The organism is Nitrospira sp. (assembly GCA_030653545.1).
Lineage (GTDB): Bacteria > Nitrospirota > Nitrospiria > Nitrospirales > Nitrospiraceae > Nitrospira_D.
Map to the genome: position 1 here is coordinate 239,366 of JAURZE010000026.1, position 15,003 is coordinate 254,368.

Consider the following 15,003-nt stretch of genomic DNA (forward strand, 5'->3'; position numbering starts at 1 on the left):
CTCTGGCGAGACACACATGAAGAATGGAGCCGTCGGCTCATACTGGCCGAGGAGGCAGATGGGATTCTGACTAGCTGGGCTCTCGAAGACCGTGCCGTTTCACCATCCGTTCGATCGTCTTACGGTCCACGCCGGCTTCCTGCGCCGCATGGCTCATGTGCCAGCCATGACGCTTCAGGAGTTCCAGAAGGAAACTGCGCTCAAACGAACGAACGACTTCCTGCTTAGCCTGCTTGTAAGATCCCGCTTCCTCCGCATCGGGCTCCTCCGATCGCACAGCGCGAATGCGTTCAGGGAGATGCTCGACCTGAATCGTGGGTCCATCGGCCAGCGCAGCCACCCGCTCGATCACATTTTGAAGTTCACGGACATTGCCCGGCCACGTATGCGCCTTCAAACAAGCCATCGCCGCCGGATCGAAGGATGGCTCAGCCTCGGCCCCCTCACCCCCTCGCCCCCGAAACCGGGTCAAAAACTCCTGCGCCAACACCTGCACATCGCCCTCACGTTCCCGCAACGGGGGCAACAGGATCGGAATCACATTGAGACGATAAAACAGATCGTCGCGAAACTCGCCCTTGCGGCAGGCGTCTTCCAGATCGCGGTTGGACGCCGCGATCACGCGCACATCGATATCCGCATAACGTGTCCCGCCCACGCGGCGGACATGGCGTTCTTGCAACACCCGGAGCAGCCGCGATTGCAGCGTCTGGCTCATCCCGCTGACTTCGTCCAAAAAGACCGTACCTCGATTGGCGACTTCGAACAATCCGACCTTCGCCGCATGCGCGCCGGTAAACGCTCCCTTTTCATGGCCGAAGAGTTCAGACTCCAACAAGGAGTCCGGCAACGCCACGCAATCAAGAGGGACAAATGCCTGGGCGGCCCGATCGCTTTCATCGTGAATGGCCCGCGCCACCAATTCCTTGCCTGTTCCGCTCTCACCGTAGATCAAAATGTTGGCGTCCGTCCGCGCGACTTTTCTGACCAGATCCTTCACAGCGGAAATCGCAGAACTGTTTCCCAGGATGAACCCGATGCCGCTCTTTCTGGCCGTATCGACCGCCGCCGGCCGATCGAGCCCCGCCACAGAGGAACTGCCGATACGCGGCTGTCCGGTCTGCTCAAAGGCTCGTTTGGCCACGTCCTCCAGATTCTTACTGGAGTAGGGTTTGAGCACATAATCCAATGCGCCGTACCGCATGGAGGCTACGGCCGTCTGAACCGTCGCATAAGCGGTCATCAACACGACGTTGATTTTTGGATCAACCCGCTTCGCCTCGACCAAGACACTGATCCCGTCGAGACCCGGCATACGCAGATCCGTAAAGACCAGCTCGGGCCGTTCCTGCTGGATTCGCTGCACGGCGCGCAACGGATCGTGTTCCGTCAGGCAGTCGTACCCCAATCGGCTCAAGATGCGGCGACAGTTGTCCAGCGCATCGACTTCGTCATCGACGATCAGTATCTTGCCTGCTGCCATCCGGCCTCCTGCTGCGATTCCGCCACCGACACCAGCGCGGGAAGCGATACCGTTGCTACGGCGCCGCGCCGGCCGTTCGTAATTTCAAGCCGACCACGATGATCGGCGACAATCCCGTAACTCAGGAACAATCCAAGGCCGGTGCCCTGCCCTTCATCTTTTGTCGTAAAGAAAGGATCGAAGATCCTGCCCAACATCTCCTCCGGAATCCCGGGTCCCGAATCGCTGATCCGTACAAGCACCTGGTCACCCTCTTTGCCAGGGCATCCTTCGGAGTGAACCGACACCAGACCGGAAGGACAGCCGTCTGCCGCCGCATCGATCGCATTGTTGATCAAGTTCAACATCACCGTTTCGATCCGGTCACGATCGCCCATGATCGGCGGCAAACCCGGCAATAACGCCGATTCGATGTTCACCCCCTTCGTGGCAGCCCTCTCCTTGGATGCCTCGACACAGGATCGGAGGATGCAATTCACATCCATGGGTTTCAACACCGTGGCCGACCCGCGAGACAACGCCAGCATGCTTTTGGTGATCCGTGAAATGCGATCCGCCTGACTCCGGATCGCCAGCAAGTCCCGCTGCTGCTCATCTGATACCCCCAACTGTGCGGCTTCGACCTCCATGCACTCGATCCGGTTCAGAATAATCCCCAACGGATTATTGATTTCATGCGCGATCCCGCTGGCCACTTTGCCCAGCGTCGCCAGACGTTCGGAGAACTGCAGCTGTTTCATGTGCTCCGTTACTTCAGCGGTTTTTTCCTCGACGCGCCGGGCCAGATCAGCGTTCAGCGTTTCCAGCTCCATACGCGATGCCTTCAGCCGATCGGCCATATGGTGAACGGCGGTGGCCAGTTCCTCGAATTCGTCGCCGGTCCGGATATTCAGCGGACGGTCATAGGTGCCCTGGCTGATCGCCTCCACACCGGCCTGGAGAATCTGAATCGGCCGGGCGATCCTCGCGGCCACATAGCGCCCCATCGCCCAGAGCAGCCCCAGCATCACCAGGCCGATCGCCGCCAAGTTCCGCACCTGATCCCGAATCGGTGCATAGCTCTCCCCCGGCTGTTGCCGCACAAAGATATGCCAGGAGTTATCCGGCAACGGGAGGCCGGTGACCGGAGCGAAGCCCACCACAGTGTCGGTTGCGCCATGCCCATCGTCCTCTGCAATACCCCATCCGGGCTGCGAGGACACAATCATCGTCATCAATTGACCGGGGATACGATGCGCCTGCCGGGGAAGAATCGGACAGACGAGCGGATTGCCCGCCGCATCGAACAGCATGGCGTGGCCGGTTTGCCCGATCCGAATCTGATTGATCATCGCGAAGAGACTGTCAAATCGATAGGAAGCTTTAACGGCTCCGATCACCGTATGCTGCCGGTCGTCAAGAATCGGCACGGCAATGTCGATGGTTTCCTCGGGCGTCCTAAAGGAGCCCTCTTGTGCGGGAATCAATCCGCTGACATAGACCTGATCGACGCCGCCCGCATGAATGGCCGTCCACCAGGGCTCACGTTCGAATGAATAGTGGTCCGGCTCGGAACTCGCCGCCACCAGCGCCCCGTGCTGATCGGCGATCAACAGACCGACGACCTTGTCCCCGTCCCGCACCTTGGTTTCCAGCAGGAAGCGAGAGAGTTCGGCATTCACCAGCCGCCTGACACCGTCTCCCCCTTTTTCCCAGGCCTGCATGCGCTCCGCGATGAGCGCCTGCGTCTTCCCGGGATCGGCCGGATACGATTGGTTGGCGGCCTCCACCGGTTGGCGCACACGCAACGGCGCTGTGCCGAGCAGCCGCACCCCCTGCACTTCGCCCTGCACCAGCATCGTCACACGATCCGCGGCCTGCACCGCCACCGCCTCGAGGTTGCCGCCGATGACGTCGCGCAGCGAACGCATACCTGACACATAGGCCAGCACAAGGCCGATCAGCAGCGGAATGCAACCCACCAGCACGATCGCCAGGACGATACGCCCGCGTATGGTATGGATTCTCATCGCGGGTATTGTAATCACCACACGGGAGAAAACTCTAGTCGGGCGAAAGAGGGGACGGTTACTCGTCGTGGGTTTTTTTGAGCCGGCGATCCAGCGCGAAGCGGGTCAGACCGAGGTGTTTGGCCGCCAAGGTCTTGTTGTAGTCGGCCAGCCGCAAGACTTCGTCCACGATCGCCCCTTCCACATCCGCGAGCGATTGCTGCCCCAGCTTCATCTCGACCCGAACGACCGGCTCCGGTCCCGGCGCCGTGGTGACCGCCACTTGCTTGCCGGTCTCGCGCAGCTCCGCCGGCAGACAACTCGGCGTCAGCGTCCGTCCCTGGCAGAAGATCATGGCCCGTTCGAGAATATTCTGCAGTTCGCGGATATTTCCCGGATAGTGATACCGCTCCAACAATGTGCGGGCCTCCGGATCCATCTCGGGCACCGGCTTGCCGAACTCCTGCGCGAATCGGACCAGCGCGCGCTGGCAGAGCGGGACAATGTCCTCCCCTCGACTCCTCAGCGGCGGCAGCTCGAATGCGACCACGTTGAGCCGGAAATACAGATCCTCGCGAAAGGCCCCGCGCCCCACTTCCTTCTTCAGATCGCGATTCGTCGCCGTGATCAGACGGAAATCCACGCCGATATCATCGGTCCCGCCCAGCCGTCTGAAGGAGCGCTCCTGAATGACCCGCAACAACTTGGCCTGCATCGACAGATCGAGATCCCCTATTTCATCCAGAAACAAGGTCCCCCCCTCCGCTTTTTCGAGGAGCCCGAGCTTGCGCTGATTCGCGCCGGTAAAGGCGCCGCGTTCGAACCCGAATAATTCGCTCTCAAACAGCTCCCTGGGAATCGCCGTGCAGTTGACCCCGATAAACGGCTCCGACGCCCGGGCGCCGTTGTGATGAATCACCCGCGCCAGAAACTCCTTCCCCGTCCCGGTCTCCCCGAGCAACATCACGGACGACTTGGGATTCTCGGCCACTTCACGGACCTGTTCGAGCAACTGTTTCATCACGTGACTCTGCGCGACCAGGCGGCTCAATTGATATTGACTGTCCCGATGCTCAAGCTCGTCGGCGAGGCGACGGCGGAGCGTCACCACATCCAGCACCCGGGCGACTACCGGATCGATGCCTTCGAGATCGACCGCCTTGATCAAGAAATCATAGGCTCCCAGCTTCATCGCCTCCACGGCATCCTGCACCGTTCCATAGGCCGTCAACATGATCACCATGGCGGACGGGGCCAGCTGGCGCAGATGCTTCAAGGTGTCGAGCCCGTTGAGGCCGGGCATCTTCAGATCGAGCAGCACGAGATCGGGCAACTCGTGCCGGAGCGCCTCCAGGAGCGCTTCGCCGGATTCATACCCGACGGCCCGATGACCCTGCCGGCTCAGCCGCTTGACGATCGCAGCCCGAATCGCCTGTTCATCGTCTGTGACAAACACCACCGCACGCATGCTTACACTCTCCCGATCTGAGAATCCTGACTCAGCGGGAGCCAAATCCTCACGGATGTTCCGGCACCTACTTCACTGGTCATATGAATATCCCCGCCATGGCTTTCAATAATGTTTCTGCAGATCGCCAGCCCCAATCCCGTCCCATGTCGTTTTCCCGTCGTATAAAACGGTTCAAAGACGTGGGGCAGCACCTCAGAGGCAATGCCGACGCCGGTATCTTTGACGAGCGCCACGATGCCCGGCCGATTCTGGCTGGACAACTCGAACACCGTCACTTCGATGGCCGCTCCCTCGGCGGGGGACGCATCAATCGCATTGTGAATGACGTTCAGGAGCACCTGCTTGATCTGATCCCGATCGGCATGAATCTGAGCGGCCTTCGGAGACACTGAGGTCTGAACAGTCAGACGTTTGGCCTGCAAAGGGACGTCGAGCGTCTTAACGACCTCGCCGATTAACCCGGACAGGTCGAAACGGACCGGCGCCAACTCGCGCGGCCTCGCATATTCAACGATCTGATTGACGATGCGATCCAACCGCTTCGCCTCTTTCAGAATCACCTCGATGTCGATCCGTCGCGAATCATCCTGCGCAAAATCATCCAGCAAGAGCGAGGCCGTGGAACCGATCCCGACCAGGGGATTCCTGAGCTCATGGGCGATGCCGGCCGCCACCTGTCCCAACATCGCCAGATGTTCGGCCCGGCTCAAGCGGGACTGCAGATCCTCGAGCGCCGTGATATCGACGTTGAATCCCACATAGACCTGAGGGACGCCCTCGCCGCCGACGATAGGCACCCGCCGGCTCAACACTTTTCGCACTCGGCCGTCCTTGTGCAGAAACCGGAACACCGTTTCGCACGACCGGCCCTCCAGCACCGCCTGTGAAAATTCGGACAGAACCCGATCGCGATCTTCCGGATGAATCCGCCCCCGGAACACATCGGGATCCATCGGATCATCGGGATCCAGGCCCGCCAATTCCTGATTGTAGCGATTGCTAAACGTGATCTGCATGCCCTTCGTGGTGAAGATCCCGAATCGCGCATGATCGACCAAGCCTCGATACTTCGCCTCCGACGTCGCCAGGTGCTCGTTCAATCCTCGAAGGGCGAGCTCGGACTTTTCCATTTCGTTGAGATGGCCGCGAATCTGCGCGCTCATATCGTGCATCACTCTCGTGAGATCCCCGATCTCGTCCCTCCGCTCCAGCACGGCGATCGCCGGCACCAACCCGGCGGGAGAAGAACCGACCGTCGTCGCCAGATTGAGCAGCGGCGCCGCAATCGAGCGGGCGATCAGATACAGGGCGCCGACCATCAATCCGAAGGTGAAGATGCCGCCACCCAGCACCACGAACAGCGTGGAGGTGCGGTCCTGACTCAATTGCGCCAACTTTTCGGCGACGCTCTGCTGCCCGAACCGGTCGAAAGTTCCCATCTGCCGACGGATCTCGACCATCAGCTCGCGCCCCCGCCCCTCCTCCATATAGTGAAAGGCGTCCTGTTTATGACCGCCCCTGATCGCGCGGATCAAAGCCTCTTTTTCCGTCACTAACTGAGCCACCAGCGTTTGAATGTCCCTGAAACGATCAGACTGGTCACCTGCTATCCGTCCTGCAAGATCGCGGCCGATGGCCTCGATTCCTTCCTGCGCGACACGATACGGACGGAGATACCGGTGCTGCTCGGTCAGCACGTAGCCTCGAAATCCTGTTTCCAGATCCACGACGAGCCGCATGTACTCGGCCGCATTCTTTTGCGTCACATAGAGACTGTCCAGCTGTTCTTCGTCCTGCGAAAACGTTTGCACACTCTGGTAGGTCATCACGCTCAAGACGATGAGCGCGACCAGCGGAATGAACGACGCAAGCAGGAGCTTGCGATGAATCGGAAGATTGTTGAACAGGCGGGCGGCGCGCTCTCGCATGGAAACTCCATGAAGCTCTGTCATCCTAGGTGTGAGATCCCTGCCCTGTCAAATGTCTCTTCGGCGCGCAGTCAGATCACCCCGATTACTCCCAATCGCACTGTGCGGGCTGTGCGAAACCGCTCAACACGATTCGGAACGAGCCGAAACTCGGACAATTGCCACGCTTCTCCGCGCGACAACAATGGCACCGAGGTTGCTTCAGTGTGACGTGCGCCGCAAAGCGCTCGACAAACTGAACGCAGCTTGAGAGCAGAAGGAGAATCGTGATGGACTACGTCAAACCTCACGACATCGTGGAAAGCATGCTCGCCGGCGGCACCGTCAAGCTGAACGTGCCCCCTCGCCATCTGGTCATCCGAGGCATGCTGGCCGGCGCCTATCTGGGTATCGCAACCAGCATGGCCGTGACGGTCGCCGTCGAAACAGGATCCTGGATTGCCGGAAGCCTGCTGTTCCCCTTCGGACTGGCGTTGGCGATCCTGCTGGGCACGGAAATCATCACCGGCAGCTTCGCGCTCCTACCCTGTGCCGCCGTCGCGAGCCAGGGAGGGGTCGGAGTGGGTCGCGTGCTGGCCAACTGGGGATGGGTCTTTCTCGGGAATCTGCTGGGCGCGACGCTCTACGCGGGACTCTTCGCCCTCTGCATTACGACCGCATGGGACAGCGCGGTCCCTCCGGTCGGCGCGAAACTGATCGCAATTGCCGAAGCCAAAACGAACTACTATGCCGCCCACGGCTCCGCCGGCCTGCTGACCGTGTTCACCAAAGCCGTGCTGTGCAACTGGATGGTGAGCCTGGCCGTCGTCGCGTCATTTGCATCCAACTCCTTCGGGGGGAAATTACTCGCCATCTGGGGACCGACCGTCCTCTTCTTCTCCCAGGGATTTGAACATGCGGTCGTCAACATGTTCGTGATCCCGGTCGGCATGCTGCTCGGCGCCAACGTCACGGCATCCTCCTGGTGGCTCTGGAATCAAATCCCGGTGACGTTGGGCAATCTGGTCGGGGGCATGCTGTTCACCGGCATGGCCATCTATCTGACTCATCGGGCGGCCGCGCCGGCAGCGAGCGCGTCAGTCCCCGTGCCGGCCGTGGTCCCAACCCCAGTGCCTGAGCCACGCGGCTATTCCCCGTCCTTCTAGATAGGAGCACAATGGCAGCGGTGTTTCTCAGACGATTGCGGGGATGGCGGTTCGTGCTCTTCAATGCCGTCCTCGGCTTGGCCCACATCGTCGTCCTGTTCAATGCCGGTTCGTACATCGCGCTGTTGCCGCATGTCTCCGGCGACCTCGGCGGCGTCCTACCGAGTTTTCTCACCTGGGCACAAACCGATTTCATGGTCGGGTTGGCGCTCGGATTTCCCCTAGCGCGCTATCTCTCCGGCCGTGTCGGCGACTATCGCCTGCTGATCGGCGCGTTCATGGTCTACAGCATCGCCTCCTATCTGTGCGGCGCCAGCGAAACGCTCTCGCAGTTTCTTCCGGCCCGGATCGCGCAGGGGATCGCCGGCGGGATTACCCTGCCGATCGCCCAATCGATGTTGCTCAACGAGTATCCCAAGCGGTTGAAAGCCGTGGCCCTGAGCGTCTGGGGATTGTTCAGCATCACGCCGTTTACGATCGGCATGCCGGTCGGCGGCTACCTGGCGTACCTATTCGGCTGGCGCTCCCTCTTTTATCTGGATTTTGTCCTGACCATGATCATCGTCGGGACGCTCGGAGCACTCCTCCACGGACGCGGGTTCCGCCGACGATACGGGCGCTTCGACCTCGTGGGATTTCTGCTGCTTCTGACCCTGCTGCTGGGCCTGCAGACGTTTCTCAACATGGGTAATGATTTCGACTGGCTGGACTCGCCCCTTCTCCAAGCGATCGGCGTCGTCCTGTTGATCGCCCTCCCCTGTTTCGTGATCTGGGAACTCGGCGAGCGGCACCCCACGCTGGATCTCCGGCTGTTTCAGCACCGTAATTTCCTCATCGGCGTCACGTGCCTGACCATCGGATTCTTTTCCATCCAAGGCCTGCTCTCGCTCCTGGTCGTGCAGATCCAGTTAATTCTTGGCTATTCGTCGAAATTGGCCGGCCTCGCGCTGCTCCCGCTGGTTCTCCTGGGCGCCCCTGCGATCGCCGTCATGCACCTGCTCTGCAAATACATCGATGCGCGCTGGCTGATCTGTCTCAACAGTCTCGGATTTGCCGCCACCTTTTACTGGATCGGCTTGTTCGATGACCCCCATTCGTATGACGAGCTGTTCTGGCCGATGGTCGTGGAAGGCATTTTCCTCGGCTCGTTCTTCACGCCGCTGACGGTGCTGATCCTGCACGGTCTGTCAGGTCCTCTGGTGATGCGCGCGGCCGAGGTCGCCAATCTCTTGCGGGTTGCCGCCGGCGCGTTCGGCATCACGTTCCAAGGCATCGTCCTCTTTCGGCGCGCGCACTTTCATCAACTCAATCTGGCCGACCACTTCGGCGGGCGGCTGTCCATCTCGTACGATCCGCTGGGGCAGTTGACGACCAAACTCATGGAGGCGGGACTCGCGCCGTCGCAAGTGAACGCCAAACTCGGCGCGTTGATCAAACAAGAGGCGGCGATCCTGAGCCTGAACGATGCCTTTCTGGTGGCCAGCGGTCTGTTCCTCGGCATCGGGGCGCTGGTCTGGCTCGCGCATCCGACTCTCGTGCCACTCTCGCCGACTCCGGCGGAAGAGTTGCGGGAACTCCGCGCGGAAGCATTGATCGAGGAGGTGCCATGACATCCCGTTGCATCAGGGCACTGCAACTGCGGATCAACCTCGGCATCGCCTGCGCGCTGCTCTTCGGCAGTTGCGCCTGGATTCCGCCGGGGAATCCTCCCGCCGAGTTGCTCGAACCACCGGAAATGCAAGAGACCCTCGCTGAAGTCGCTAGCCGGCTTCAACAATGGCCGGAGGAACACTGGTGGACGCAATTCAGCAGTCCGGAATTGAACGCACTCATCGAAACGGCCCTTAAAGACAATCCCGGCCTCAAGCGCGCATCGGCGCGGTTGCGTGAAGCCGAAGCGCTGGTGAAAGTGGAAGGCGCGCGGCTGCTGCCGTTTCTGGAAGCCGATGCCTCGCTGACCCACGAACGCATTTCGCAACACGGCGTGTTTGCGGTTCTGAATCCGAAAGTGGCGGGAGACAGGATTCTGCTGGGGATCGTCAATCCACTGAGCTTCCGGTACGAGTTCGATTTCTGGGGGAAAAACCGAGCCACGGTCGAAGCGGCGCTGGGACAAGCGGCCGCGGAAGAAGCTGAAAAGGCCGAAGTGCGCCTGCGGCTGACCGCCGCCATTGCGCGGTCCTATTTCAAAGGGCAAGCACTTCAGCAGCAGCTCGGCATCGTGAAGACCTTGGTCGCCATCCGCCAGAACCTGCGTACACTCGCTGAGATCCGGTTCCGTCTCGGCCTGGATAACGAACATCCCGTGAAAATCGCCGTCGCCGATTATGAAGCGGCGGTTAAACGCCAGACAGGCATCCGCGATCAACTGGATGTTCAGCGCCATGTTCTTGCGCGGCTGGCCGGCCAAGGCCCCGATTATGCGCTCCACCTGTTTACAAAACCGGTCGCCGTCATGCCCGAACAGATTGCAGCGCCCGATCATCTCTCCATCGGGTTGCTGATCCATCGCCCCGATTTGGCCGCAGCTCTCTACCGGGCCGACGCCGCCGCGCGGTTGGTCAAAGTCGCCAAGACGCAATTTTACCCCACGATCGATCTCACGGCCTTCGTCGGATTCAACGCGCTCACGCTGATGAAACACGCCGATAAATTATCCAATCTGCTGTTCAGCGGCCAGAGCAACGCCTATGGCTTCGCGCCGGGGCTGCGCATGCCCTGGTTCGAGGGCGGCCGCCTGCGGGGAGAGCTGGCCGCGCAACGGGCGGAATACGACTCGGCCGTGGAACTCTACAATGAGACGCTGCTCGATGCGATGCGCGACGTGGCCGACAGCCTCAGTGCCTGGCAGGCGACGCGCGAGATGATCGAGTCGCACAAGCGCCTGATGGCCTCCCTCGGCGAAGACGTGCAATTGGCGAAGGTGCGGCTCATCACAGGCCTGGATGACGATCGCGAGGTCTTACGGCATCGCCAGCCGGTGCTGGAACAGGAATATGCGCTGAGAGCGCTGGAAAGCGACCAACTGGTCGCGGCCGTGGATCTCATAGAAGCGCTGGGCGGCGGCTATAAGAATCAGGATATCGAAAAGAGACCACAACACAACCCGAGTACACAATGACCACAACACCGCCCCCCTCCACGACGTCACCGGCACCGGGCTCTTCCCGGATCCACCCCAAGGCCATCCGCGCCCGCCGGAACCGGCGGCTGTTGATCGTGGCCGGACTCGTGCTGATCGCCACCGTCGGCTATCTCAACTACTGGTGGACGCACGACCGGTTCTGGGTCCGCACCGACAATGCGTATGTAACCGGCAACCTCGTCCCGGTTGCCGCGCAAGCCTCCGGGATTGTCACGCAGGTGCTGGCCGAGGAAACGCAATTTGTGAATCGGGGCGACTTGATGATCCGCCTCGACGAACATCAGGCCTACGCGGCGCTGGGGCGCGCGCGCGGGCATCTCGGAGAGGAAGTCCGGCGCATCGCGGCCCTCTTCATGACGAGAAAACAGCTGGCAGAACAATTGACCTCACGGTCTGCCCGCGTGAATCTGGCGCTCCACGACATGGCGCGCTATCGGGCGGCGGCGGCGAGCGGTGCCGTGTCCAAGCAAATCCTCCAAAATACGTCTGATAAACTTCTGTCGCTGGAAGCGGACGTACGGGAAACGCAGGCGGAACTCGATACGCTCGATGCGCAGGTGGGCGGCACGACGGTCATGGCGCATCCGGCCGTCGAGTTGGCCAAACATCAGCTCATCGAAGCCTATCTGGAATATACCCGCCAACAGATCAAGGCACCAATCTCCGGCTATGTGGCAAAACGGAAGGCGCAGGTCGGCGATCGCGTGCATCCCGGCGCGCCGCTGATGACGATCGTGCCGCTGGATCATTTGTGGGTTGAGGCGAATCTGCGGGAAACCGAGCTGCAACATATCCGCCCGGGACAGACGGCGCTGGTCAACGTCGGTCTATACGGATCGCAATACACCTTTCACGGCACAGTCGAAGGACTCGTGCCCGGCAGCGGGAGCGCATTCGCCTTATTGCCGCCGGACAACGCCACGGGCAACTTCATCCATATCGTCGAACGGGTTCCGGTCCGCATCGCGCTGCCGGAACAGGAGATTCGTGAGCATCCGATCAGGCCGGGTCTGTCCACCGTCACGACGATCAATATCGGGGAAACCGGGCAGTCTGTGTGGTCGTCTTCAGCCTCGCCCTCGACGGCCGAGTATGCCACCGATGTCTATGCCGACGAACTTCCCACCGCAGAGGCCATGGCGAAAGAAGTGATGACCAATAATCTCGTGATCGCACACCATGACAAATTGAACGACGTGTTGCTGGCGCGGGAGGACGGGAGCAAGCGACCGGCGGACCTGGAACAAGGCACTTGGCGAAAATCCTCCAAGGCCGTGCCCCCCGTTGATTCAGCCGTGAGGTCCGAACACGTCGATCATCTTTCCCGCTCATTTGTTCCGCGGCACAGTCCCGATCTGGGAGTCTCAGCCTCTCCACTGACCCCCTCCATCGGTCCGGGTTCCGGCTTACTGGGACCGGAGGGAGGACGCAGCCCCTCCCGACTCCGCCTGGACATGGATCAGAACTACGGCAGGCAATCCTTCGATTCCAGATAACTGGTGCCGATCCCCCTGTCAGCACTCCCGATTTGCTGAGCAAACTTCAGCCTCGCCCCCCTCCCCGCACCAAGGCCGCACAGTGCGACCTGTGCGGATTCGCTCGGATTGATCAAGCCCCACGTTAAATATGGCCGAAAATTCAGCCTAGAATAGCGGCATTGCCTTTGCTAGAACCCTAGATATAGGCGGTGACATCCACTCTCACGGGAGGTTGACGATGAAAGATCTGGTGAAGTCATTCGGTGATAGAGAATTGGCGTGGGCCATGCTTGCGATCGCCGGAATACTCGCTTGGAGTACATGGGGACTGATTCCGTAGTCGTTTGACCGCTCCTCCCCCTCCCGACGTTTCGCAGCGGATGTTCCCGCTTCCAGATTTCTCGCGCACCACGTCTCCTCATTACCTCACACTCCCGCACACCCTCCCGGCCTGTGGCCCAACCGAATAACCCGACGACCGCTCCGACACAGGCCGAAGGAACAGTTGCCAGGGCATGACCGGATACTACCCGCGACAACCATGGAATGAGCCATTTCGCTCGATGCGCACCGTGCGAATTGCCAGACAAAGAGAGCCTGACGCCTAATGCCTCACGGCTCTCCATGGAAATCGGCTGATTTGGCGCAATCCGTCGAACTCGCTCGCTGGACCCACTCTTGCAAATTCACGAACTGTCAGGGCCCGACGCACCCCACGGAGGAACCGCCATGCGGCCGAGCGGCGCCGACCTTTTGTCTGCAACCATCGAATCCAGAATTCGCGACCTCGTCGTTCGGGAGCGGACACTCACCTTCACCGGTCTCGCGGCTGCTCTTTCCGACTGTCGATGGATCAGCCTCTTGCGAGCGCTGAACCACCTTGAGCAACAGCAGGTGATCAGCCTCACCCCGCTCCCCTGGGATTACCAAATCTGCGTGAGGACTGAGTAGGCGATGAAGATGTCCTGTCTCCGATGTGGCGGGTTACTCGTGAGGGAACGCCTGTTTGAGGTAAACGGCATGAGCTCCGCTGAACAGGTCGAATGTGATCGCTGTGTGAATTGCGGGTCACTCGAGGACATGATCATCCGTGCCAATCGCCGGCCGTCCAGTCGGCCCCTGCTATCGCGGGAACCCCGTGGCCCACGTGACCGTTCCACGGCCCCCACCGGTGCCTCGATCGATCCACACCGCAAAGGAGGAGCCTATGACATCTCTCAACAGCAGGCACACGGCTATTCAATACACCTTGATAACCGGAGTAGCGCTCCTCTTCCTTGCCACTGCGTGGGAAGTGAAGGGAGCCATTCAGCGGAATGAGTTGAATCATGATTTCGACAGCCAGGCTGCCCGCACCATGCTGGAAGCCACCGTCGGCATCTCTGTAGACGGCCGCTCACATGAGTTGGGAACGGGTGGCGGCGTCATCTTTCTGCCATCGGGCACCATCATTACGAATGGCCAGGTCGTGGACGGAGCGACGGCTGTGGATGTCCGCCTCGCCGACGGTCGACACAGGCAAGGGCACGTGGTCCGGCGAGATCCGTTCACCGATCTCGCGGTCATTCAGCTGGTCGATACCGGGGTACGTTGGCCCCCTCTGAAAACCGGGAATTCTGACCGCGTACGGGTCGGAGACCAAGTCTTTCTCATCGCTGCCACCCAATCGGGCGGAGAGCTGCGCAGGGGCCGCATCACCGATCTCTATCCGATGCAGCGCGAAGTGCGGCTCATTCAAACCAGCATCCCCATCCGATCCGATGAGGCCGGAAGCGCGCTGGTGAACGCGGACGGCCACATCATCGGAATCGTCACGACCGCACTCCCCGGAGGCCGCAGCGTGGCCTCCGCCACAGCCGTCAACTCCGCCAAAGATCTCGTGTTATCAATGGTGGCCGGTCCTGCCCCTTCTCCTCTTCAAGAGGTACCCAATGAAACGCCTTCGCATTCTCCTGTGCGATGATGAATCGCAGATGCTCTCGTTGCTTCAATCGGTCCTGGAGCCCGAATACTCTGTAGTCGGGACCGCGGAGGATGGACAGGTCCTCATCGCGGCCGCGCAAGCTCTACGACCTGATCTCGTGCTGACGGATATCGAGATGCCGCGGATGGATGGTATCGAAGCCGTGCGGGAACTCCGCAAAACACTGCCGGACTGTCGCGTGATCTTTCACACCTCCCACACCGAACCGGAAGTAATGGCGGCGGCATTCTCGGCCGGCGCGTCCGGATACCTGATCAAGGGATCCACGCAGTCTTTGGTCTTAGCCATTCGCACCGTTGTGCGACACGCGTGGAGTCGCGACGAGGAGCTTGCCATCGGACAAGCGGCGTTTCACATGAACTAGAGACCGGCGAGGGCTCG

At 60.6% G+C, this 15,003-nt stretch carries 11 protein-coding genes; 7 read left to right on the forward strand and 4 right to left on the reverse strand.

All coding sequences use genetic code 11. The features are described 5' to 3' along the window. Positions 1-70 precede the first annotated feature (70 nt). Genes Q7U39_14115 through Q7U39_14130 form a run of 4 tightly spaced genes read right to left on the reverse strand, consistent with a single transcriptional unit; the run spans position 71 to position 6,870 of the window. Positions 71-1,483 carry a sigma-54 dependent transcriptional regulator gene (locus Q7U39_14115; protein ID MDO9119090.1) on the reverse strand — a complete coding sequence of 471 codons (1,413 nt, stop codon included), beginning with the start codon at positions 1,481-1,483 and terminating at the stop codon, positions 71-73. Next, on the reverse strand, positions 1,462-3,492 hold the full coding sequence (locus tag Q7U39_14120) for a sensor histidine kinase (protein MDO9119091.1): 2,031 nt from the start codon (positions 3,490-3,492) through the stop codon (positions 1,462-1,464). The genes Q7U39_14115 and Q7U39_14120 overlap by 22 nt, the downstream gene beginning before the upstream one ends. Positions 3,493-3,550: 58 nt before the next feature. Continuing rightward, the gene (locus Q7U39_14125; protein MDO9119092.1) at positions 3,551-4,939 is read right to left on the reverse strand and encodes a sigma-54 dependent transcriptional regulator; all 1,389 of its coding nucleotides are present in this window, start codon (positions 4,937-4,939) and stop codon (positions 3,551-3,553) included. Between the two features lie 2 nt (positions 4,940-4,941). After that, the gene (locus Q7U39_14130) at positions 4,942-6,870 is read right to left on the reverse strand and encodes an ATP-binding protein (GenBank protein MDO9119093.1); all 1,929 of its coding nucleotides are present in this window, start codon (positions 6,868-6,870) and stop codon (positions 4,942-4,944) included. Positions 6,871-7,139: 269 nt separating this feature from the next. Between Q7U39_14130 and Q7U39_14135 the strand changes: the two genes are divergently transcribed. The 7 genes from Q7U39_14135 to Q7U39_14165 all read left to right on the forward strand — a co-directional run bounded on the left by Q7U39_14135 (position 7,140) and on the right by Q7U39_14165 (position 14,986). Beyond that, a complete protein-coding gene (locus Q7U39_14135; protein MDO9119094.1) occupies positions 7,140-8,015 on the forward strand; it encodes a formate/nitrite transporter family protein in 876 nt (291 codons plus the stop codon). A gap of 11 nt (positions 8,016-8,026) precedes the next feature. Then, on the forward strand, positions 8,027-9,625 hold the full coding sequence (locus Q7U39_14140) for an MFS transporter (protein ID MDO9119095.1): 1,599 nt from the start codon (positions 8,027-8,029) through the stop codon (positions 9,623-9,625). Further along, entirely contained in the window at positions 9,622-11,136 is a 1,515-nt protein-coding gene (locus Q7U39_14145; GenBank protein ID MDO9119096.1) for an efflux transporter outer membrane subunit, read from the forward strand. The genes Q7U39_14140 and Q7U39_14145 overlap by 4 nt, the downstream gene beginning before the upstream one ends. Next, a complete protein-coding gene (locus tag Q7U39_14150; protein MDO9119097.1) occupies positions 11,133-12,656 on the forward strand; it encodes an HlyD family secretion protein in 1,524 nt (507 codons plus the stop codon). Before Q7U39_14145 ends, Q7U39_14150 begins: the two co-directional genes overlap by 4 nt. A 711-nt stretch (positions 12,657-13,367) precedes the next feature. Continuing rightward, entirely contained in the window at positions 13,368-13,589 is a 222-nt protein-coding gene (locus tag Q7U39_14155) for a hypothetical protein (protein MDO9119098.1), read from the forward strand. Between the two features lie 256 nt (positions 13,590-13,845). Beyond that, on the forward strand, positions 13,846-14,601 hold the full coding sequence (locus Q7U39_14160; GenBank protein MDO9119099.1) for a trypsin-like peptidase domain-containing protein: 756 nt from the start codon (positions 13,846-13,848) through the stop codon (positions 14,599-14,601). Next, a complete protein-coding gene (locus Q7U39_14165; protein MDO9119100.1) occupies positions 14,570-14,986 on the forward strand; it encodes a response regulator transcription factor in 417 nt (138 codons plus the stop codon). The genes Q7U39_14160 and Q7U39_14165 overlap by 32 nt, the downstream gene beginning before the upstream one ends. Positions 14,987-15,003: the final 17 nt, after the last annotated feature.

Bases quoted from the DNA above. Each gene is read 5' to 3' on its own strand.
- Q7U39_14115 (MDO9119090.1), bottom strand. From the start codon at position 1,483: ATGGCAGCAGGCAAGATACTGATCGTCGATGACGAAGTCGATGCGCTG.
- Q7U39_14120 (MDO9119091.1), bottom strand. From the start codon at position 3,492: ATGAGAATCCATACCATACGCGGGCGTATCGTCCTGGCGATCGTGCTG.
- Q7U39_14125 (MDO9119092.1), bottom strand. From the start codon at position 4,939: ATGCGTGCGGTGGTGTTTGTCACAGACGATGAACAGGCGATTCGGGCT.
- Q7U39_14130 (MDO9119093.1), bottom strand. From the start codon at position 6,870: ATGCGAGAGCGCGCCGCCCGCCTGTTCAACAATCTTCCGATTCATCGC.
- Q7U39_14135 (MDO9119094.1), top strand. From the start codon at position 7,140: ATGGACTACGTCAAACCTCACGACATCGTGGAAAGCATGCTCGCCGGC.
- Q7U39_14140 (MDO9119095.1), top strand. From the start codon at position 8,027: ATGGCAGCGGTGTTTCTCAGACGATTGCGGGGATGGCGGTTCGTGCTC.
- Q7U39_14145 (MDO9119096.1), top strand. From the start codon at position 9,622: ATGACATCCCGTTGCATCAGGGCACTGCAACTGCGGATCAACCTCGGC.
- Q7U39_14150 (MDO9119097.1), top strand. From the start codon at position 11,133: ATGACCACAACACCGCCCCCCTCCACGACGTCACCGGCACCGGGCTCT.
- Q7U39_14155 (MDO9119098.1), top strand. From the start codon at position 13,368: ATGCGGCCGAGCGGCGCCGACCTTTTGTCTGCAACCATCGAATCCAGA.
- Q7U39_14160 (MDO9119099.1), top strand. From the start codon at position 13,846: ATGACATCTCTCAACAGCAGGCACACGGCTATTCAATACACCTTGATA.
- Q7U39_14165 (MDO9119100.1), top strand. From the start codon at position 14,570: ATGAAACGCCTTCGCATTCTCCTGTGCGATGATGAATCGCAGATGCTC.